The following is a 19,563-nucleotide window of genomic DNA, read 5'->3' on the forward strand; positions in this document are numbered from 1 at the left end:
AGCGTTCAATGGGTTAACCTCAAGCTCGACGAAAAGGAGCCGCAATGGAACGCATCGGATTCATCGGCGTGGGCGAGATCAGCAGCGCCATGGTCGAAGGCCTCAGCGACGGGGTCGACGCACCGCCGCCCATCAGCCTCTCCCCCCGGGGCGCGGCCACCGCCGCCGCCCTCGCCGAGCGGTACCCGAACGCCCAGGTCCGCGCCAGCAACCAGGAGGTCGCCGACCACGCCGATCTCCTCGTCATCGCCGTGCGCCACGCCGACCGGCACGACGCCCTCGCCGGCCTGCGGATCGGCGCCGACACCACGATCGTCAACGTCATCCCCGGCGTCCCCGAAGCGGAACTGCGCGAGCTCCTGCAGACCGAGGCGGACATCGTCGCCGCCATTCCCCTCCCCACCGTGCGCGAACGCGAGTCCGTCACCGTCACCTACCCGGCCCACCCCGCCGTCGACGCGCTCTTCGCGCGGCTCGGCGGCGCCCAGCCCGTCGCCGACACCACCGCCTACAACGTGTGCTCCTCCCTCTCCAGCACGCTCAGCACCCACTACGCCTACCTCGCCGCCCTCACCGAATGGGCCGCCCGGCACGGCGTCCCGCCCGAAGCCGCCGACCGGTACGTCCGCAGCGTCTACCAGGGCGTCGGCCGCTCGCTCGGCGACGCCGCCCGCCCGCTCGACCGCCTGGCCGCCGAGCACGAGACCCCCGGCGGCAGCAACGAGCGCATCCGCACCACCTGGTTCGACACCGCCAACGCCGCCGCCCTGCAAGCCGCCCTCAACGGCCTCCTCGCCGACCTCGAGCAGCCGCAGTGAGCAGGCAGGACACCGCGAGCTGACGCGTGTCAGGGGCGGTGACAGGCCGGAGCAAGGCCGGTGACAGGAGGCGGGGCCAGAGTTAGGGCATCAAGCCAGCGAGCCGCACCGAAAGAGGCACCGACATGCAGACCTTCGCCACTCCCGCCCCCATCACCGCCGTCGTCGACATCGTCCTCGGGGACATCCGCTTCACCGCCGCCGACCGCCAGGACACCGTGGTCGAGGTCGCCCCGATCGACCCCAGCCGCAAGCTCGACGTCGAAGCCGCCGCCAAGGTCAACATCGAGTTCGAGGCCGGCCGCCTGAAGGTCTGGCAGCCCAAGCTCCGCTCCGCCTTCGCCCGTAAGTTCGGCTCCGTCCGCATCAGCGTGCAGCTCCCGACCGGCTCCAACGTCCAAGGCGACACCGCCGACGGCGAGTACGTCGTCCAGGGATCGGTCGGCACCTGCCGCCTCAAGAACGCCATCGGCGACATCAAGGTCGCCCAGGCCGCGGAAGTGCGGCTCGCGACCAGCGCCGGCCGCATCGCCGTCGACCAGGTCCACGGCAAGGCCGACATCAGCGGCAGCGGCGACCTGCGCGTCAACCGCATCGGCGGCGAAGGGGCAGTGAAGAACATCGGCGGCGACACCTGGATCGGCGAAGCCGGCGGCGACCTGCGCGTCAGCTCCTCCCAGGGGCCCATCACCGTCGACGTCGCGCACGCCCAGGTCTCGGCCAAGACCGCGATCGGCGAGATCCGCATCGGCGAAGCCCTCGCCGGACCGGTCGAACTGCACTCGGCCGTCGGGAAACTCCAGGTCGGCGTCCCCGAGGGCACCGCCGTCGAACTCGACGCACGCACCCCCACCGGCCGCGTCGACCACCGCGCGCACGCCCCCGCCGCCCCGGAGCGGACCGTGAAGGTCCGCGCCCGCACCAGCGGCGGCGACATCACCGTCACCACGGTGCAGCGAGTGAACTAATTGCGGCCCTTCACGACCCGAGGACGGCCTCCGCCAATACCCGCCAATCGCCCTCCCGGCCCGCACGATCCGCCTCGGTGAACTCCGGTTCGCCGAGGCGGCTCCGCGTGTCCTCCGCCAGCCGCACGGCGTCGAACTGCGCCAGGTCCACGGCCCCGCGCACGGTCTCGGCCGCCGCCAGGAGCCCCGCGGCCTCCACGTCCTTCCCTTCGCGCACCGCGAGATCCGCGACCCCGATGAGCGCCTGCGCGATCATCGGCGCATACGCGATCGCGACCGCGGCGCGCAGCGCCCCCGCCCGGCAGACGCGGGCGGCCTCGAGGTCCTCGGTGAGGTAGCCGCGCAGATCCTGGATCGCGAACTCGATCCCGCCGTTCTCCTGGCCCGGCTGCACCTTCACCGTCGCCCCCAGCTCACCGGCGGCATCCAGGTCGCCCTGCCAGCGCGCCAAATGGGCTCGCGCGAACGCCAGCTCGGCGAGCGTGCCCGGCCAGGCGATCCCGGCCGCGAGCGCGTTCGCCTGCGCCATGGCCGCGGCGCTGGCGCGCTCGTCGCCCTGCAGCCAGTAGAGCTGGGCCTGGCGGGCGCGGGTGCTGATGACCTCTTCGGTGGAGCCGAGGGCGATGAGGGCCGCGGCGGCCTCGTCGAGCTGCCCGCAGGCCTCGGCAAACCCGCCGCGCGCGGCGGTGCGCTCGGCGAGAAGTCCGAGCGCGGAGGAGAGGCCCCACCGGTCGCCCTGCTCGCGGAACTCGTTGAGCGCCACCTGCACGTCACTGTCCACATCGGTCTCGTCGCTGTGGAGGACGAGCCGGAGGCGGCCGCGGGCGAGCCGCGCCTGCGCACGCACCCACGGGTCGCCGTCGGCGACGAGGGGGTCGAACGCGGCGAGGAAGTCGGCGGGGTCCACCAGCATCCGCGCGAGCGGGGTGATGAAGCCGAGCACCTGGTGGCGGCTGCCGCTGCGGCGGGCGGCCGCGTCGGCGGCCTCGATCCACTCCTGCGCCTGGTACTGGTCGCCGCCGTAGCCGGAGGTGAGGAACATGGCGACGATGGTGGCGCACAGGGCCCGTGACTCGTCGGGCACGTCGCCGTCGAGGGAGCCGGCGGCGACGGCGAGCTCGGTGCCTTCGGCGCGGTGGCCGCTGAGGTACCAGTACCAGCCGGCGGCCCCGGCGAGCCGCATCGCCTCGGCGGCCCAGCCGTCCGCGACGGCGCCGCGCAGGGCGGCGGTGATGTTGTCGTGCTCGGTCTCGAGGGCGGCGAGCCAGGTCAGCTGGTCGCGGCCGCGCAGGTGCCGGTCGGCCGCCTCGGCGAGGTCGGTGACGTAGGCGAGGTGAGCGCGGCGGGCGGCGTCCCGGTCGCCGTCCTCGATGAGGCGCTGGGCGGCGTACTCGCGGATGGTGTTGAGCATCCGGTAGCGGGGTTCGCCCTCGCCGTCGGTGCGCAGGAGCGACTTCTCGGTGAGGGCGGTGAGGAGGTCGAGCGCGTACTCGCCAGGGGGGCAGACCCGTTCGGCCGCTTCGAGGCTCACGCCGCCGGTGAACACGGAGAGGCGGCGCAGGAGGTCGCGCTCGGCGTCGCTGAGGAGGTCCCAGCTCCAGTCGACGACCGCGCGGAGGGTGCGGTGGTGCGCCATCGCGGTGCGGCTGCCGCCGGTGAGGAGCTGGAAGCGGTCCTCGATGCGGTCGGCGAGCTGGTCGACGGACATCGTGCGCAGGCGCGCGGCGGCGAGCTCGATGGCGAGCGGCATGCCGTCGAGCGCCCGGCAGATGCGGGCCATGGTGGCCAGGGTGGCGGGGTCGCCGCCGATGTTGCGGCGCACGGCTTCCGCCCGGTCGCGCAGGAGCCGCACGGCGGGGGAGGCCGCGGCCTCCTGCGGGCTCGCGCCCTCGGCCGGCAGGGCGAGCGGCTCGACCTGCCAGAGGGCCTCGCCGGTGATGCCGAGCGGTTCGCGGCTGGTGCTGATGATGCGCAGGGACCGGCATTCGCCGAGGAGCCGGTCGGTGAACGCCGAGACCTCCTCGATCACGTGCTCGCAGTTGTCGAGGACGAGGAGCATCACGCGGTCGCGGATCGCGGCCACAAGTCGGTCGGTCGCGTCGCCGCCCGCGGCGCCCTGCTGGTCGCGCAGGCCGATCGCGGTCAGGACCGCTTGCGCCAGTTCGCCTCCCGCACCGACGGCGGCGAGTTCGACGAGCCAGGCGCCGTCGGGCAGGTCGCCGAGCATGGTCCGCGCCGTCTCGACGGCGAGGCGGGTCTTGCCGGCGCCGCCGGGGCCGTGGAGGGTGACGAGCCGGTGCCGGGACGCCAGGTCGGCGACCGAGGCCACGTCCTCGTCCTTGCCCACGAACGCGGTCAGCTCGGAGCGGAGGTTCGTGCGGCGGTTCTCGGTGCGCCCGCCGATCTCGCCGCGCAGGAGCGCGATGTTCAGGGCCGAGAGCTCGGCGGAGGGGTCGACGCCCAGCTCGTCGCCGAGCCGCTCGGCGAGCTGCTGGTAGGCCGTGAGCGCCTCGGCGCCGCGGCCGGCCTCGGCGAGCGCCCGCATGAGGGCCGCCACGAACCCTTCGCGCATCGGGTACCGGTTGACGAGGTCGGTGAGCTCGGTGACGAGGTCCGCGCCGCGCCCCAGCCGCACCTCGGCGTCCACGCGGTCGCCCAGGACCGCCACGTACCGGTCGTTCAACCCCACGACCACGGCGTCGAACGCCTTGCTGCCCAGCAGGGAGATGCCTTCAAGGGCGGTGCCGCGCCACTGGTCCAGGGCCTGGCGCAGGAGGTCGGCCTTCTCGGCGTCGTCGGCGTTGCGGGCCCGCGCGACCAGGTCCTCGAAGCGGCTCACGTCCACCGCGTCGGGCTCCACCGCCAGCAGGTACCCGCCCGACTTCGACTCGACCGCGCCCTTCGGGAGCGCTTTGCGCAAGCGGGACACCAGGACCTGCAGCGCGTTCGCCTCGTCAGCAGGCGGCTCGTCGCCCCAGATCCAGTCGACCAGGCGCGCCCGCGGCACGATCCTGCCCGGCTCCAGCGCCAGCGCCGCGAGCAGCGCCCGCGACCGCGCCCCGGGCACCTCCAGGGCCTCGTCGCCGACCTGGACCTGAAACGCGCCGAGCAATCCGATTCTCACCGGCCCATCTTGCCGCATCACCGCCGTCCCCATCAACGCTGCTGTCGGACCGTCCGGGCCGCCGGGAGAAAATCGGGGCGGGCGCGAATCCTTCGCGCCCGCGCGCGCCTCTCTTGTGCGACCGGTCGGATGGGCCGGCGGATATGGAGGTCGTCATGGTCATCGGTATTGCCATCGGAGTCCTGGTCCTGCTCATGGGCATGTGCAGCGTCGTGGTGCTGCGCCGGCGGGCACGGAAGGGAACGTCGTCGGAGGGACAGTCGCGTGGATAGGACCGCCTGGCCGAACGAGGCACTCATCGCCGCCGCGCAGGACGGGGACAGCCGGGCGATCACCGCGCTCGTCTCCGGCTCGCACCCGCATGTGCGCCGGTTCGCCCACTCGCTCTGCACCACACCGCAGGACGCGGAGGACGCGGCGCAGGAGGCGCTCATCATCCTGTACCGCAAGATCGGGATGCTGCGCGCCACCGGAGCGCTCGCCGCGTGGATGTTCCGCATCGTGCGCAACGAGTGCATCCGGCGGGCAAAGCTCGCCGTGCGCCACCGCGAACGGCTCCCGGACCGGGCCGCGCCCTCCGCCGAGGAAGAGGCGCTGCAGCTCCTGGAAGCGGGGATCGTCGCCGACGCGATCGCCGCGCTCCCGGCCGAGCAGCGCCGCGTCCTCATCATGCGCGACGTGCAGGGCTACAGCGGCCGCATGACCGCCGACGCGCTCGGGATCACCACGGCCGCAATGAAATCAAGGCTCCACCGCGCCCGCGCGGCGGTGCAGGGCGAGCTCGACCGATCGGGGGCCGGCCATGGCGGGTGACGGGAGTTTCGCCAGCAAGTCCGTGCCGCGCCACGTGGCGCGCGGCGTCCTCGGCTTCGGCCTGCTGATCGCCGCGGTCGCGCTCCTGCCCGCGTTCGGCCCCGTGAGCCTCCTGCTCGCCCCGGTCGGCCTGCTCGCACTGCACGGCTGCCCCGTGTGCTGGGTGCTCGGCCTCATCGAGACGGTCTCCAGGGGCCGCCTGCAGCGCGAATGCGTGGACGGCACCTGCCAGCTGCAGCACCGCTGACCGCGAACGCCCGCACTGGAGCCGACCGCGACCTCACCGGCGCCTGCGACCTCGCCCGGTTCACCTCGGGCGCCCGCTGCGCCCTCGCCGCGGCCATGTCCCTGGCCGTCAAGCGCCGCGCCTGAAGCGCACGAAAAAGGCGGCCATCGCATGATGGCCGCCTTTCGCGGTGGAGCCTAGGAGAATCGAACTCCTAACCCCCTGCTTGCAAAGCAGGTGCTCTGCCAATTGAGCTAAGGCCCCTCGGTCAGCCGCGCGGTCGGAACCCTACGAGACTTGACCTGTCCCAGTATCGCCGCTGCGCCCACTGCAACAGCGAGGATACCCGGACGGCAGTGAGCTGGCTAACGCAATTCGCTAGCGCACGTCCTCAGCGGAGGTGGTGGCCTCGTGCCACAGGGTGCGGTCGTCGTTGATCGACTTGACCTTCTTGGCCACGACGAACGCGACCGTGGCCACGCCGGCGACGATCAGGATCTTCTTCCACATGGACCCAGGCCCCCATATCAGAGATTGCCGCGTACAGCAACGCCGTGGTCGGCATTGCACGATGCGCCTCAGCATAGCGAACGGCGCCCCGCCGGGCCGCCGGGCCGGTACCTGTCAGTAGAGGACTCCCGGCGTCTGCGTGTTCGGGTCCGCGGGGGTGCCGTTCGCGGAAGCACTGTTTGTGGAAGCACTGCTTGTAGAAGGACTGTCGAGGAAGGTCTTGGCGGCGGCGAGGGCCCGGTCGTCGCGGTCGACGTCGCCGGGGCGGGAGCCGTAGCCGAGGAGCACGCCCCGCCAGTCCATCTTCAGGTAGGCGGCGCTCAGGCGCAGCGTCCCGGCGAGCGGTTCGGCCACGCCCGGGGTGCCGTCGCCGTGGGCGGTGACGCCCCACAGGCGCCGTCCCGCCATGCGCGCCTTGAAGTCCAGGCCGGGCACCCGCAGCCAGCCCGACCAGTAGTCGAGGTAGTTCTTCACCGAGGCGCTCACCGAGTACCAGTACAGGGGCGAGGCGATCACGAGGTCCGTGGCGGCGAGGGTCGCGTCCTGCACGAGCCGCTCGGCGCCTTCGGCCTCCGGCGTGGTGCCGTCCCCGGCGTGGCGGCGGTCGTGGAACGGTGGCAGGCCCAGCTCGCCCAGGTGGATCCACCGCTGCGTCGCCTCGGGCTCGAGGTGGTCGGCTGCGGCGCGCGCGAGGGACTCGGTGTTGCCGCCGGTGCGGGAGGAGCCGAGGAGGAACAGGAAGGAGCGGGGCGCGTCGGGCATGGCGGGCTGCTTTCTGACGGGACGGGTGCGTCTGGTGCAAGGCCCCGGGGCGGCCCGGCTATTCCGGGGCGCGGCGCGGGCCACAGGCATGAAAAAACCCGCCGTGGAACGGCGGGTTGTTGGTGGGCGTACCAAGACTCGAACTTGGGACCTTCGAGTTATCAGCTCGACGCTCTAACCACCTGAGCTATACGCCCTTATTGTTGCGGCCGGATTCACCGGCGGCGCTGAGAAAGACTACCTCATGCCCGCGCGATTCGCCGAACAGGCCCCCCGCCCTAAGGGACGGCCGTCACTGCCGTGAACAGGGAACGCGGATGCCCGCGGCCGCAAGGCCGCGGGCATCCGCTTCGCTTGTCGCTAGTCGCGTTCGGCGAGCGTCACCTCGACGCCGCCGACGAGGTCGGCGCACACGTTGTAGATGAACGAGCCGAGCGTCGCCAGCGCCGTGAACAGGACCATGTTCACCACGCCGAGCAGGGCCGCGGCCCCGATGACGCCCTTCGCGGTGATCCGGAAGGCCTCCGTGCCGCCGGCGGCCTCATCCGCTGTGGTGCCCATGAGCATCTGCAGCATGTCGTTCACGGTGTCGAACACGCCCATCGCGTCGAGCGCGATGTACAGGACCGTGGTCGCCACGACCATGACGATGAACAGCACGATCGAGACGGCGAACGAGAACTTCATCACCGACCACGGGTCGACCCGCTTGAGCCGCAAGCGGGCTCGGCGCGGACCCCGGGCGGCCGCCTGGCTCACCGCGGCGCGCGCGGCGCGGACGGCGTCCGCGACGCGGGCCGAGGACGCCACGCCCGCGGCCTGGTTGGCCGCGGTGTTGCCCGTGGGCGAGGACGGGATCGAGTCCGGTGACATCGGCGGCGGCGTCATGCCCGGCGGGCGGCGCAGCGTCAGCGTCTGGTCCTGGGCGGGAGCGGACTGCAGAGCGACAGAGCTTTCCGCAGGCGCAGAGGACGCCGAGTCCTCGGAAGTCGCCTGCTCGGCCGGCGCGGGCGGATCGGAGACGAACTCCGGTACGTCTGCGTCGCGCTCGGTCTCCGCAGCGGTGGCCTTCGCTTCGGTCATCTACTCGTCCTGCCCCTCATCGGGTTCCGGTTCCTCGGCGCTCTGGGTGATCGCGAGCAGCGAGACCTCGTCAGGCAGGTCGATCAGCTTGACGCCCATAGTGTTGCGGTCCGAAGTCTGACGGACCGGCTGCACCGGAGTCCTGATGACGCCTCCCTCCGAGGTGATCGCGAACAGCTCGTCGTCCGGCGTCACCGACAGCGCCCCCACCAGGTCGCCGCGCCGTTCCGTGATCTTCGCGGTCAGGACGCCCTTGCCGCCGCGGCCCTGCTGCGGATACGCGTCGACCGGAGTCCGCTTCGCGTAACCGCGGCTGGTGGCCACGAGGATGTCCATATTATCGCGCAGAACGATCATGGTGAGCAGTTCGTCGTCCCCGACGAACCGCATCCCGATCACACCGCTGGTCGCGCGGCCCATGGGCCGCAGCGCCTCGTCGGTCGCCTGGAAGCGGATCGACTGCGCCTTGCGCGAGACCAGCAGCAGGTCGTCCTCCTGCTGGATGAGCGCCGCGCCCACCAGCTCGTCGCCGTCGCGCAGGTTGATGCCGATGAGGCCGCCCGTGCGGGGGGAGTCGAAGTCCGTGAGCTTGGACTTCTTGACCAGGCCGTTGCGGGTCGCGAGCACCAGGTACGGCGTGACCTCGTAGTGGGCCAGCTGGATGACCTGCGCGATGTGCTCTTCGGGTGCGAACGCCAGGATGTTCGCCACGTGCTGCCCGCGGGCCGTGCGGCTCGCCTCCGGCAGCTCGTAGGCCTTCGCCCGGTAGACGCGGCCCTTGTTCGTGAAGAACAGGATCCAGTCGTGCGTGGTGCACACGAAGAAGTGGCTGACGATGTCGTCCTGCTTGAGCTGCGCGCCCTGGACGCCCTTGCCGCCGCGCTTCTGCGAGCGGAACGCGTCCGTCTTGGTGCGCTTGACGTAGCCGCCGCGGGTGATGGTGACGACGATGTCCTCGCGGGCGATGAGGTCCTCCATGGACACCTCGCCGGCGTCGGGCATGATCACCGTGCGCCGCTCGTCGCCCCAGCGGGCCACGACCGCGCCGAGCTCCTCGCGCAGGATCAGGCGCTGCCGCTCGGGCTTGGCCAGGATGTCGGCCAGGTCGGCGATCTTCGTCTCGATCTCGGTGAGCTCGTCGATGATCCGCTGGCTCTCCAAGGCGGCGAGTCGGCGCAGCTGCATGTCGAGGATCGCCACGGCCTGGATCTCGTCGACGTCGAGCAGGCTCATCAGGCCCTGCTTCGACTCCTCGGCCGAGGGCGAGCGGCGGATGAGCGCGATCGTCTCGTCGAGCAGGTCGAGGGCCTTGGCGAGGCCGCGCAGGATGTGGGCGCGCTCCTCGGCCTTGCGCATCCGGTACTGGGTGCGCCGGACGATGACCTCGATCTGGTGCGCCACGTAGTAGCGGACCATCTGCGCGATGTTCAGCGTGCGCGGGACGCCGTCGACCAGCGCGAGCATGTTCGCGCCGAACGTGTCCTGCAGCTGCGTGTGCTTGTACAGGTTGTTGAGCACGACCTTCGGCACCGCGTCGCGCTTGAGCACGACCACGATGCGCATGCCGGTGCGGCCCGAGGACTCGTCGCGGATGTCCGCGATGCCGCCGAGCTTGCCCTCCTTGACGAGGTCGGCGATGCGCTCGGCCAGGTTGTCGGGGTTGACCTGGTACGGCAGCTCGGTGACGACGAGGCAGGGCCGGCCCTTGGAGTCCTCTTCGACCTCGATCACGGCGCGCATGCGGATCGAGCCGCGGCCCGTGCGGTACGCGTCCTCGATCGCGGCGCGCCCGAGGATCGTGGCGCCGGTGGGGAAGTCGGGGCCGGTGATGATCCCGAGGATCGACTCCAGGGCCTCCTCCTCGGTGGCCTCCGGGTGGTCCAGACACCAGTCCACGGCCGCCGCGACCTCGCGGAGGTTGTGCGGCGGGATCTTGGTGGCCATGCCGACCGCGATGCCCTCGGAGCCGTTGATGAGCAGGTTCGGGATCCGCGAGGGCAGGATCGTGGGCTCGGTGGTCTTGCCGTCGTAGTTCGGCTCGAAGTCGACCGACTCCTCGTCGATGTCGCGCAGCATCTCCATCGCGAGCGGCTCGAGGCGCGACTCGGTGTACCGGTGCGCGGCCGCCGGGTCGTTGCCGGGGGAGCCGAAGTTGCCCTGGCCGTCGATGAGCGGGTACCGCAGGCTCCACGGCTGCGCCATGCGCACGAGCGAGTCGTAGATCGCGGAGTCGCCGTGCGGGTGGAACTGGCCCATCACGTCGCCGATGACGCGCGAGCACTTGACGTACCCGCGGTCGGGGCGGTAGCCGCCGTCGTACATCGCGTACAGGATCTTGCGGTGGACCGGCTTGAGCCCGTCGCGCACGTCGGGCAGCGCGCGCCCGACGATGACGCTCATGGCGTAGTCGAGGTAGGAGCGCGACATCTCCACTTCGATGCCGACCGGCTCGATGCGGCCGTGGCCCTCCGGGATCTCAAGCTGGTCTTGGTTGTTCTCAGGCACCAGTGCTTCCTTGCTTGTCGTCGGAACGTGGGGCGGGCTCCGCCCGCCAGATGTCCAAGCCGCGCCTCTAAATATCCAAGAACCGGACGTCCTTGGCGTTCTCCTGGATGAAGCGGCGGCGGCTCTCCACGTCCTCACCCATCAGGACGCTGAAGAGCTCGTCGGCGGTTGCCGCATCGTCGAGCTGAACCTGGAGGAGGTTGCGCTGCGCGGGGTCCATGGTCGTCTCCCACAGCTCGGTGTAGTTCATCTCACCGAGGCCCTTGTAGCGCTGGATGCCCTCGGAGCGGCGCGGGTCGGCCTTGCCGGACGCGACGCCCGCCTCGACGATGCGGTCGCGCTCGGCGTCCGAGTAGGCGTAGTCGACCAGGTCGCCCTTCTTGTTCCACTTGATCTTGTACAGCGGCGGCTGGCTCATGTACACGTGCCCCAGCTCCACGAGCGGGCGCATGAACCGGAACAGCAGCGTGAGCAGCAGCGTGTTGATGTGGTGGCCGTCGACGTCGGCGTCCGACATCAGGATGACCTTGTGGTAGCGGAGCTTCTCGGCCTCGAACTCCTCGTGGATGCCGGTGCCGAGGGCGGTGATCATGCCCTGGACCTCGTTGTTCTTGAGGATCTTGTCGAGGCGGGCCTTCTCCACGTTCAGGATCTTGCCGCGGATGGGCATGATCGCCTGCGTGCGCGGGTTGCGGCCCTGCTTCGCGGAGCCGCCGGCCGAATCGCCCTCGACCACGAAGATCTCGCACTCCTCCGGGTTCGTGGACTGGCAGTCGGCCAGCTTGCCCGGCATCGAGGAGGACTCGAGGAGGCTCTTGCGGCGGGCCAGCTTGCGGGCCTGCTGCGCGGCCTTGCGCGCGTTCGCGGCGCTCGAGGCCTTCTGGATGATGATCCGCGCCTCTTTGGGGTGGCGGTCGAGCCAGTCGGGGAGGTGCTCGTTGCACACCTTCTGCACGAAGCTCTTCACCTCGGTGTTGCCGAGCTTCGCCTTGGTCTGGCCCTCGAACTGCGGCTCGCGCAGCTTCACCGAGATGATCGCGGCCAGGCCCTCGCGGATGTCCTCGCCGGAGAGGCGGTCCTTCTCGGACTTGATGATCTTCTTCTCGAGCCCGTACTTGTTGATCGTGTTCGTCAGCGCCGAGCGGAAGCCCTCTTCGTGGGTGCCGCCGTCGTGCGTGTTGATCGCGTTCGCGAACGTGTAGACCGACTCGCCGTAGGACTCGTTCCACTGCATCGCGATCTCGAGCGACTGCTCGGACTCCTCGGCCTGGAACGCCACCACGGACTGGTGGACCGGCGACTTCGCGGCGTTGAGGTGGCGCACGAAGTCGGCGATGCCCTCGTCGTACTTGAAGACCACTTCGCGGATGTTGCCGTCGACGTCGTAGTGGTCGGGGCGCTCGTCGCGCAGGGTGATCGAGAGGCCGCCGTTGAGGAACGCCATCTCCTGGAGACGGCGGTACACGGTGTTGTAGTCGAACTCGAGGGTCTCGAAGATGTCCCCGTCCGGCCAGAACGTGAGGATCGTGCCCGAGTCGTCGGTGGCCTCGCCCTTCTCGAGCGGGCCGGGCTGGGCGTGCTTGTAGTCCTGGCGCCACACGAAGCCGTCGCGGCGGATCTCGATCGAGACGCGCGTAGAGAGCGCGTTCACGACGGAGACGCCGACGCCGTGCAGACCGCCCGAGACCGCGTAGGTCTGGGAGTCGAACTTGCCGCCCGCGTGGAGGACCGTGAGGGCCACCTCGACACCGGGCTTCTTCAGCTTGGGGTGGAGGTCGACCGGGAAACCGCGCCCGTTGTCCTGGACGCTGACGCCGCCGTCCTCGGTCAGGGTCACCACGATGTCGGTGCAGTAGCCCGCGAGGGACTCGTCCACCGAGTTGTCCACGACTTCCCAGATGAGGTGGTGCAGGCCGCGCTCGCCGGTCGAGCCGATGTACATGCCCGGGCGCTTCCTGACGGCCTCGAGGCCTTCGAGGACCTGCAGCGAACTGGCGCTGTACTCGTCCTGCTGCTTCGCCGCCACCGGCAACTCCTTCTGTCGTCGTTTACGGTCAGTAGTGAAAAGTTAGTCCATGGCTGTGACATTTTTCAGCCGTCTGGCCTCGGACCTGCCCGAATGTCTGGTCCTGAGGGGCCCGCAGGCGCACCGGCCATGGAGAAGACCGGGCGCCGCGAGCGACGGCCGGACTGCATCCGCCAAGTCTACTTGGCCCGGGCTTCTGTAACCGCTTCCGTGCGCCTCGTTGTCGTCACAGTCGCATCGAGGGGCGGGGACATGAACCCCCCTACGGACTCAGGGGTGTGCGGCTTCAGAACGTGTCACGGGAGCCATTAAACCGTACGCGCCGCGGGCCGAAGGAGCGAGTCGGCTGCTGCGGTCCCACGATCTTCAGGCGCTTGACGACGCTCGGCCCGAGGGCCGCGGCGAGCTTGCCGTGGATCTGGCGCGAGAACAGCCGCAGCTGCGTCGCCCACGCCGTCGACTCGGCCACGACGAGGAGCTCGCCGTTCTCGAGGTGCTTCGGTGTGCAGTGGCTCGCGATGTCCGCGCCGACGATGGCCTCCCAGCGGCCGAACACCGAGGCGTCGGCCACCTTGCGGGTCCAGCCGTTCTTGCGCACGACCTGGGGGAGCAGGCTCCCCAGCGTCTCGGGGTCGCGCTTGTCGGGCCCGGGACCTGACCACTCCTTGCGGAAGCGCGGGTCGTCGGACTTGCCCCGGCGCCGCGGCCGGGGGCGGTAGTCGTAGCCGCCGTTAAAGGACACGTTTGACCTCGCCTTCCCACACGTCGTAGCGGGCGCCCGTGAGCCGCTCGGGGACGTCCCCGGCGACGGCGCAGGTGATGAGCGTCTGCGGCGCGGCCTCGGCGTACTCCGCGAGCCGCTCGCGCCGCGTGCCGTCGAGCTCGGCGAACACGTCGTCGAGGATGAGGATGGGGGCCGTGCCGTCGGCGCGCAGGAGTTCGAAGGCGCCCAAGCGGAGTGCGAGCGCCACCGACCAGGTCTCGCCGTGCGACGCGTAGCCCTTCACGGGCATCGAGCCGAGCCGCAGGTCCAGGTCGTCGCGGTGGGGGCCGATCAGGGTGGTGCCCCGCTCGACCTCCTTGGCGCGGGCCCCGGCGAGCGCGGCGCCCAGACGCGCGGTGAGGACGTCCTGGTCGGCGGTGAGGTCCTCGCCGAGTTCGGACTCGTACGCCAGGTGCACCTCGGCGCGGCCGTCCGCGATCTTCGAGTGGGCCTTGCTGATCGGCTCCGTGAGGTCCTCCAGGAGCGCGAGGCGCCCGGCCATGAGCTCGGCGCCGTGCCGCGCGAGGTGCGCGTCCCACGCGTCGAGGGTGGCCATCTCGGCCCCGCCCGGACCGCGGCCGCCGGTCTTCTTCGCGAGGTAGGCCGTGCGCAGGAGGGTGTTGCGCTGCTTGAGGACCCGGTCGTAGTCGGCGCGGACCCCGGCGAAGCGGGGGAAGCGCGCGCTCAGCAGCTCGTCGAGGTAGCGGCGGCGGGCGGACGGCTCGCCGCGCACCAGCGCCAGGTCCTCGGGCGCGAACGCGATGGCCTTGAGCGCGCCGATGATCTCGCGCGGGCGCTTCAGGTCGGTCCGGTTCAGGCGGGCCTTGTTCGACTTGCCGGGGACGATCGCCAGCTCGGCGAGGAGGCGCCGGGAGTCGTGGAGGACCTCGGCCCGGATGACGGCCTGCTCGCAGCCCTGGCGGACCAGGGGGGCGTCGGAGGAGACGCGGTGGGAGCGGAGGTTCGCCAGGTAGACCAGGGCCTCGACCAGGTTGGTCTTGCCGTGTCCGTTGGGGCCCACCAGGATCGAGGGCCCCTCGTCGAACAGGACTTGGGCGTGCGCGTAGGACCTGAAGTCCGTCAATTGCAGCTGTCGTACACGCACGCCTCTATGATGCCCGTTCGCTTAATCGCTCTTCACGCGGTGCCGAGACTGCGTCCCGGCACCGGCCGCTTCGCGGCGCAGGTCCGCCACTCCGCTATTCGGATTTGACGGCATGGCCGCCGAACTGGTTGCGCAGCGCGGCGACGGCCTTCATGGCGGGGGAGTCCTCCTGGCGGGAGGTGAACCGCGCGAACAGCGACTCGGTGATCGCCGGGAGCGGGACGCGCAGGCGGATGCCCTCGTCCACGGTCCAGCGGCCCTCGCCGGAGTCCTCGACGTAGCCCTTGACGCGGGCCAGCTCGGGGTCCTCGTCGAGCGCGCGGTCCATGAGGTCGAGGAGCCAGGAGCGGATCACGGTGCCCTGTCGCCAGGACTTGAAGATCTCCGGCACGTTGTCGACGTGCTCGGAGGCCTCGAGCAGCTCGTAGCCCTCCGCGTAGGCCTGCATCATGGCGTACTCGATGCCGTTGTGCACCATCTTGGCGTAGTGGCCCGCGCCGACGCCGCCGGCGTGGACGAAGCCGAACTCGCCCGCGGGCTTGAGCGCGTTGAAGATCGGCATGAGCCGCTCCACGTCGCCCTCGGCGCCGCCGACCATGAGCGCGTAGCCCTCGGTGATGCCCCAGACGCCGCCGGAGACGCCCGCGTCGACGTAGCCGATGCCGCGCTCGGCCAGGAGCGCGGCGTTCACGGCGTCGTCCGTGAAGCGCGAGTTGCCGCCGTCGATGACGATGTCGCCCTCGGACAGCAGCGCGCCCAGTTCGGCCACGGTGGACCTGGTGGGCTCCCCGGCGGGGACCATGACCCAGATCGCCCGGGGGCCTTCGAGGGCCGCGACGAGCTCGCCGAGCGAGCCGACGTCGGCCACGTCGGGGTTGCGGTCGTAGCCGACGACCTGGTGTCCAGCCTTCTCGAGCCGCAACTTCATGTTGCCGCCCATCTTGCCGAGCCCGATCATGCCGAGTTGCATGTCGCGCCCCCCTTCACTTTTGAGTCCGCGTTCGAGCGGAGTACGCGCCAGGGTCAGTCACGTCGTTGTGCGGTCAGGCGTCCCAGCGCAATGGTTGCAGCATGTACAGGTACACGTCGTGGTTTGTGTCAGATTCCTCATCTTCGGGCGCGGGCTGCCCGGTCATCACGACCGGCTTCCCCAGTTCGTTCATCTTGAACGCCGTGTAGGGCGCGTCCACAGCGGACAGGCCGTCGAGCAGGTACGTCGGGTTGAACGCGATCTTGCCCGGCTCGCCCTCGAGCGTGCAGTCCATCGCCTCGGAGGCCTTCGCGTCCTCGGCGCCGCCGGCCTCGACCACGAGGCCGTCCTCGTCGAACGAGAGGCGGATCGGCGAGTTGCGGTCGCCCACGAGCGCGACGCGGCGGGCGACCTCGATGAGGTCGGCGGTCTTGACGCGCAGGGTGGTCGCGTACGAGGTGGCGAGGAGGCTGCGCAGCGGGGGCAGCTGGCCGTCGAGCACGCGCGAGGTGGTCTGGCGGCCGCCGGCGATGAAGCCGATCATGCCGGGAGCGCCCTCAGTGCCGGTGGGCACGGCGATCGTCACGGGGCCGGAGAAGGACCCGAACGTGCGGGCGGTGTCCGCGAGGGCCTTGGCCGGTACGAGGACCGTGACGGCCACGCTGGGGTCCCCGGGCGCCCACGAGGAGTCGCGGATGGCCATGCGGTAGCGGTCGGTGGCGAGCATGCCGATGCCGCCGCCGGTCATCTCGACCTGGACGCCGGTCATCGTCGGCAGGGTCTCGTCCTTGCCGGCGGCGACGGCGGTCTGCGCGACGGCCCGCGCGAACTCGTCCGCGTCGATGGTGCCGATGGCCTCGGGCATCTGCGGGAGGCTGGGGTAGTCCTCGAGCGGCATCGTCGGGAGGGTGAACCGCGCCGAGCCGCAGGTGAGTTCCGCGTGGGGGCCGTCGACGACGAAGTCGACGGGCTTGTTCGGGAGGGCCTTGACGATCTCCGACAGGAGCTTGCCCGAGACCAGGGCGGTCCCGGCGGACTCGCCGGTGACGTCCACGGTGACGCGAGTGGAGATCTCGTAGTCGAAACCGGAGATGGTCAGCGTGCCCTCGTCCACGGACAGGCGGGCGCCCGCGAGGACGGGCACCGACGGGCGGGCCGGGAGGCTCTTGGCGGTCCACGAGACAGCGTCGGCGAAGGTGTCTCGGTCAACTTGGAACTTCATGGTTGGCTCCTTCTAGCTGAAGCTCGGTTGTTCACAGCGCTATTACTAATGAACTCTCTATAGATATAACTGTCGTCGTAGTCGTCGGTGCTGTGGAAACTGTGGAAAACCCGCCTTTTCGCAGGTCGTTCCAGGTTCAGGGCTGTGGACGGACTGTGCATAACCTGTGGATGAATCAGGAGCTTATCCACAGGGTCCGACAATCGCCGAGTTTTCCACATCTCATCCACAGGTCTGTCCACAGCTTATCCACAGGTTATGCACAGGGTTACCCACAGGAAAATCGCGAGTCGGAATCGCACTCCCGCGTGTTTTCCACAAGCTGTCCACAGGCTTTCCACAGAAATTCGCGGTTATCCACAGTTTTTCCACAACGTTGTCCACAGGCCCGCTCATTCGCCGGTGTGTTTCAAACGGTTCGTCAATTCGGCTATCTGCGTGTAGAGCGCCCGGCGCTCCGCCATCTGCTTCCGGATCTTCTTGTTGGCATGCATGACCGTGGTGTGGTCGCGGCCCCCGAACGCCTGGCCGATGCGCGGCAGCGACATGTCCGTCAGCTCCCGGCACAGGTACATGGCGACCTGCCGGGCGTTCACGAGCACCCGCGAGCGCGAGTTCCCCTTGAGGTCGGCCGAGGCCACGCCGAAGTAGTCGGCCGTCGCCTGCATGATCTGGTCGACCGTGACCTCGGTGTTCTTCCCGCTCTCGGGGATGATGTCGTGCAGGACCTCCTCGGCCAGGCCGAGGTCCACCGGCTTGCGGTTGAGGCTGGCGTACGCCGTGACGCGGATGAGCGCGCCCTCGAGCTCGCGGATCGAGTGGTGGATCTGGGTGGCGATGAACTCCACGGCGTCCGTGGGGATGTTCAGGTCGTCCTGCACCGCCTTCTTGCGAAGGATCGCGATCCTCGTCTCCAGGTCCGGCGGCTGGATGTCGGCGAGCAGGCCCCACTCGAAGCGGGTGCGCAGCCGGTCCTCGAGGGTCTGCAGCTGTTTCGGCGAGCGGTCCGAGGAGATCACCAGCTGCTTGTTCGCATTGTGCAGCGCGTTGAAGGTGTGGAAGAACTCCTCCTGCGTGCGCTCGCGGTCCATGAGGAACTGGATGTCGTCGATGAGGAGGATGTCGACATCCCGGTAGCGGCGCTGGAAGGCCTGCTGGCGCCGGTCGGAGAGCGAGTTGATGAAGTCGTTCGTGAACTCCTCCGTGGTCACGTACCGCACCGAGTGGGCCGTGCCCAGGTCGTGCGCGTAGTGGCCCACCGCGTGAAGGAGGTGCGTCTTGCCCAGCCCGGAGCCCCCGTAGAGGAACAGCGGGTTGTAGGCCTTCGCGGGCGCTTCGGCCACGGCGAACGCCGCCGCGTGCGCGAAGCGGTTGGAAGAGCCGATGACGAAGGTGTCGAAGTTGTACCGCGGGTTGAGGCGGCCCACCCCGTCGATGGCCTTCACGGGTGCGGAGTCCTTGTGGGACTTGGTGATCCCACCCCGACGGGCCGGGTCCGGGTCGTCCGAGGGCGGCGGCGCGACCGGCGGCATCGCCCCGTGCTCCTTGTTCCCCTGGCGCGCGGCCGACTCCGAGAGGACCCGTTCGAGCTCCTCACCGGGCGGTTCGGGCGGGTGCTCGTCCCATCGCGACTCTGTTGTGTGGGTCGCCTCCGGTGAACGTGCTGCCTGGGTCGCCTCCGGCGACCATGCACTCTGCGTCGCCTCCGGCGACCGTGCACCCTGGGCCGCCTCGGCGGGGCGCACCGGCTGGTGCGGGATCGCGGCGGGCCGCTCGGGCTCGGGGGCGCGCGGCGCCTCGGCGTCGCCGGGACGGAAGACGGAGGTGTCGAACAGGCTGGGGGGGTTCTGCGCCGGGACGGGGCCGCGCGGCGCAGGCGGTTCGACGGGCTCGGCCGGCTGCCTCGCCACCGGAGGCTGGTCGAACGCGGGGCGCTCGAAGATGATCGTCGCGTCCGCGGCCGAGGACCCGTTCACAGGTGCTTCAGGGGCCGCGGGCGGCTCCTCGCCCACAGGGGCGGCTTCGGCCTGCTTCTCCTGGAGGGTGACCGCGATCTGCGTCGGCTGGCCCAGCTGCCGGGAGAGGGCCTCGCTGATCGGCACGCGCAGCTTGGACTCGAAGGCCGACCGGGCGAACTTGTCGGGGGCCGCGACGATGAACGTGCCGGGCATCGACAGCACGGGCTGGGAGAGCCGCATCCATGCCGACTGCTGACGGGTGAGCGCCGACGCGTCAGCCAGCTCGGCGGACACCGCCGACCAGACTGCCGACAGATCTTGGTCGGTCACCTTCGCCATCCCTCGCTTCTTCTGTCCATGTACGGGCTGTTTCGCGAAGTTCAGAGGCTGCACCAGGTAGGCTCCGATACAGGCGATCCGCACCGCCGCACCCGGTCGACCCCAGTGCGCTCCAGCAAGTTTTCCACAGGTTATCCACAGGCCTTCAGCTGGCCTGTGCACATGCGCGCCTCGTGACAATGTTTCCTGAATCACGGTCATGACCAGCGTTTTCTTGTGAGGTCGCTGACGAACCCGTTCGGGTGGCACGGAAGTCGCCCACGATCCGCGCAAAGTTATCCACAGGCTGCTCGGAGCGGTCGCGGCGCTCCTGCACAGGCGCGCGGCCGACCCGTGCGCCGCCCTCGCAAAGGACGGTCGGCGCGGCGCGC

The 19,563-nt window shown here is 70.2% G+C and carries 16 protein-coding genes and 2 tRNA genes; 5 read left to right on the forward strand and 13 right to left on the reverse strand.

The genetic code is table 11. The features are described 5' to 3' along the window. Window positions 1-44 precede the first annotated feature (44 nt). Together O2L52_RS15650 and O2L52_RS15655 are read left to right on the forward strand one after the other, a co-directional pair. Window positions 45-818 carry an NAD(P)-binding domain-containing protein gene (locus O2L52_RS15650; RefSeq protein WP_270116631.1) on the forward strand — a complete coding sequence of 258 codons (774 nt, stop codon included), beginning with the start codon at window positions 45-47 and terminating at the stop codon, window positions 816-818. A gap of 125 nt (window positions 819-943) precedes the next feature. Continuing rightward, window positions 944-1,786, forward strand: a complete 843-nt coding sequence (locus tag O2L52_RS15655; RefSeq protein ID WP_270116632.1) for a DUF4097 family beta strand repeat-containing protein — start codon at window positions 944-946, stop codon at window positions 1,784-1,786. Window positions 1,787-1,796: 10 nt separating this feature from the next. On the opposite strand, the gene O2L52_RS15660 is transcribed toward O2L52_RS15655, so the two are convergent. Continuing rightward, complete coding sequence (locus O2L52_RS15660) at window positions 1,797-4,910, reverse strand: AfsR/SARP family transcriptional regulator (protein ID WP_270116633.1); 3,114 nt, start codon at window positions 4,908-4,910, stop codon at window positions 1,797-1,799. A gap of 264 nt (window positions 4,911-5,174) precedes the next feature. Here O2L52_RS15660 and O2L52_RS15665 point away from each other — a divergent pair, with 264 nt between their 5' ends. The 3 genes from O2L52_RS15665 to O2L52_RS15675 are packed head-to-tail and all read left to right on the forward strand — an operon-like array spanning window position 5,175 to window position 6,095. Next, window positions 5,175-5,723, forward strand: coding sequence for an RNA polymerase sigma factor (locus O2L52_RS15665; protein WP_270116635.1), 549 nt, complete (start codon window positions 5,175-5,177; stop codon window positions 5,721-5,723). Continuing rightward, window positions 5,713-5,970 (forward strand): hypothetical protein, encoded by a 258-nt coding sequence (locus tag O2L52_RS15670; protein WP_270116636.1) that lies wholly within the window; start codon window positions 5,713-5,715, stop codon window positions 5,968-5,970. The genes O2L52_RS15665 and O2L52_RS15670 overlap by 11 nt, the downstream gene beginning before the upstream one ends. Further along, complete coding sequence (locus O2L52_RS15675; protein ID WP_270116638.1) at window positions 5,934-6,095, forward strand: hypothetical protein; 162 nt, start codon at window positions 5,934-5,936, stop codon at window positions 6,093-6,095. Before O2L52_RS15670 ends, O2L52_RS15675 begins: the two co-directional genes overlap by 37 nt. A 45-nt stretch (window positions 6,096-6,140) precedes the next feature. Here the strand turns inward: O2L52_RS15675 and O2L52_RS15680 are convergent. From O2L52_RS15680 to dnaA, 12 genes are all read right to left on the reverse strand, one after another. Continuing rightward, a tRNA-Ala gene (locus O2L52_RS15680) sits at window positions 6,141-6,213 on the reverse strand. Between the two features lie 114 nt (window positions 6,214-6,327). Continuing rightward, on the reverse strand, window positions 6,328-6,459 hold the full coding sequence (locus O2L52_RS15685) for a DLW-39 family protein (protein WP_218125197.1): 132 nt from the start codon (window positions 6,457-6,459) through the stop codon (window positions 6,328-6,330). 114 nt (window positions 6,460-6,573) lie between these two features. Continuing rightward, window positions 6,574-7,221 (reverse strand): flavodoxin family protein, encoded by a 648-nt coding sequence (locus tag O2L52_RS15690; protein ID WP_270116639.1) that lies wholly within the window; start codon window positions 7,219-7,221, stop codon window positions 6,574-6,576. Window positions 7,222-7,341: 120 nt separating this feature from the next. After that, window positions 7,342-7,418, reverse strand: a tRNA-Ile gene (locus O2L52_RS15695). A gap of 163 nt (window positions 7,419-7,581) precedes the next feature. Then, complete coding sequence (locus O2L52_RS15700) at window positions 7,582-8,304, reverse strand: DUF3566 domain-containing protein (protein WP_270116640.1); 723 nt, start codon at window positions 8,302-8,304, stop codon at window positions 7,582-7,584. Continuing rightward, a complete protein-coding gene (gene gyrA / locus O2L52_RS15705) occupies window positions 8,305-10,731 on the reverse strand; it encodes a DNA gyrase subunit A (RefSeq protein ID WP_373897035.1) in 2,427 nt (808 codons plus the stop codon). It lies immediately after the preceding gene. A 145-nt stretch (window positions 10,732-10,876) separates the two neighbouring features. Continuing rightward, complete coding sequence (gene gyrB / locus O2L52_RS15710; protein ID WP_344471667.1) at window positions 10,877-12,835, reverse strand: DNA topoisomerase (ATP-hydrolyzing) subunit B; 1,959 nt, start codon at window positions 12,833-12,835, stop codon at window positions 10,877-10,879. 286 nt (window positions 12,836-13,121) lie between these two features. Then, the gene (locus tag O2L52_RS15715) at window positions 13,122-13,577 is read right to left on the reverse strand and encodes a DciA family protein (RefSeq protein WP_270116644.1); all 456 of its coding nucleotides are present in this window, start codon (window positions 13,575-13,577) and stop codon (window positions 13,122-13,124) included. Continuing rightward, a complete protein-coding gene (gene recF, locus O2L52_RS15720) occupies window positions 13,567-14,703 on the reverse strand; it encodes a DNA replication/repair protein RecF (RefSeq protein WP_270116646.1) in 1,137 nt (378 codons plus the stop codon). The genes O2L52_RS15715 and recF overlap by 11 nt, the downstream gene beginning before the upstream one ends. 94 nt (window positions 14,704-14,797) lie before the next feature. After that, on the reverse strand, window positions 14,798-15,673 hold the full coding sequence (gnd, locus tag O2L52_RS15725) for a phosphogluconate dehydrogenase (NAD(+)-dependent, decarboxylating) (RefSeq protein WP_270116647.1): 876 nt from the start codon (window positions 15,671-15,673) through the stop codon (window positions 14,798-14,800). A gap of 73 nt (window positions 15,674-15,746) precedes the next feature. Then, the gene (gene dnaN / locus O2L52_RS15730; protein ID WP_270116648.1) at window positions 15,747-16,895 is read right to left on the reverse strand and encodes a DNA polymerase III subunit beta; all 1,149 of its coding nucleotides are present in this window, start codon (window positions 16,893-16,895) and stop codon (window positions 15,747-15,749) included. A gap of 392 nt (window positions 16,896-17,287) precedes the next feature. After that, a complete protein-coding gene (gene dnaA, locus O2L52_RS15735; RefSeq protein WP_270116649.1) occupies window positions 17,288-19,183 on the reverse strand; it encodes a chromosomal replication initiator protein DnaA in 1,896 nt (631 codons plus the stop codon). Between the last annotated feature and the right edge of the window lie 380 nt (window positions 19,184-19,563).

This window comes from Glycomyces algeriensis (assembly GCF_027622855.1).
In the GTDB taxonomy this organism is placed as follows: Bacteria; Actinomycetota; Actinomycetes; order Mycobacteriales; family Micromonosporaceae; genus Glycomyces; species Glycomyces algeriensis.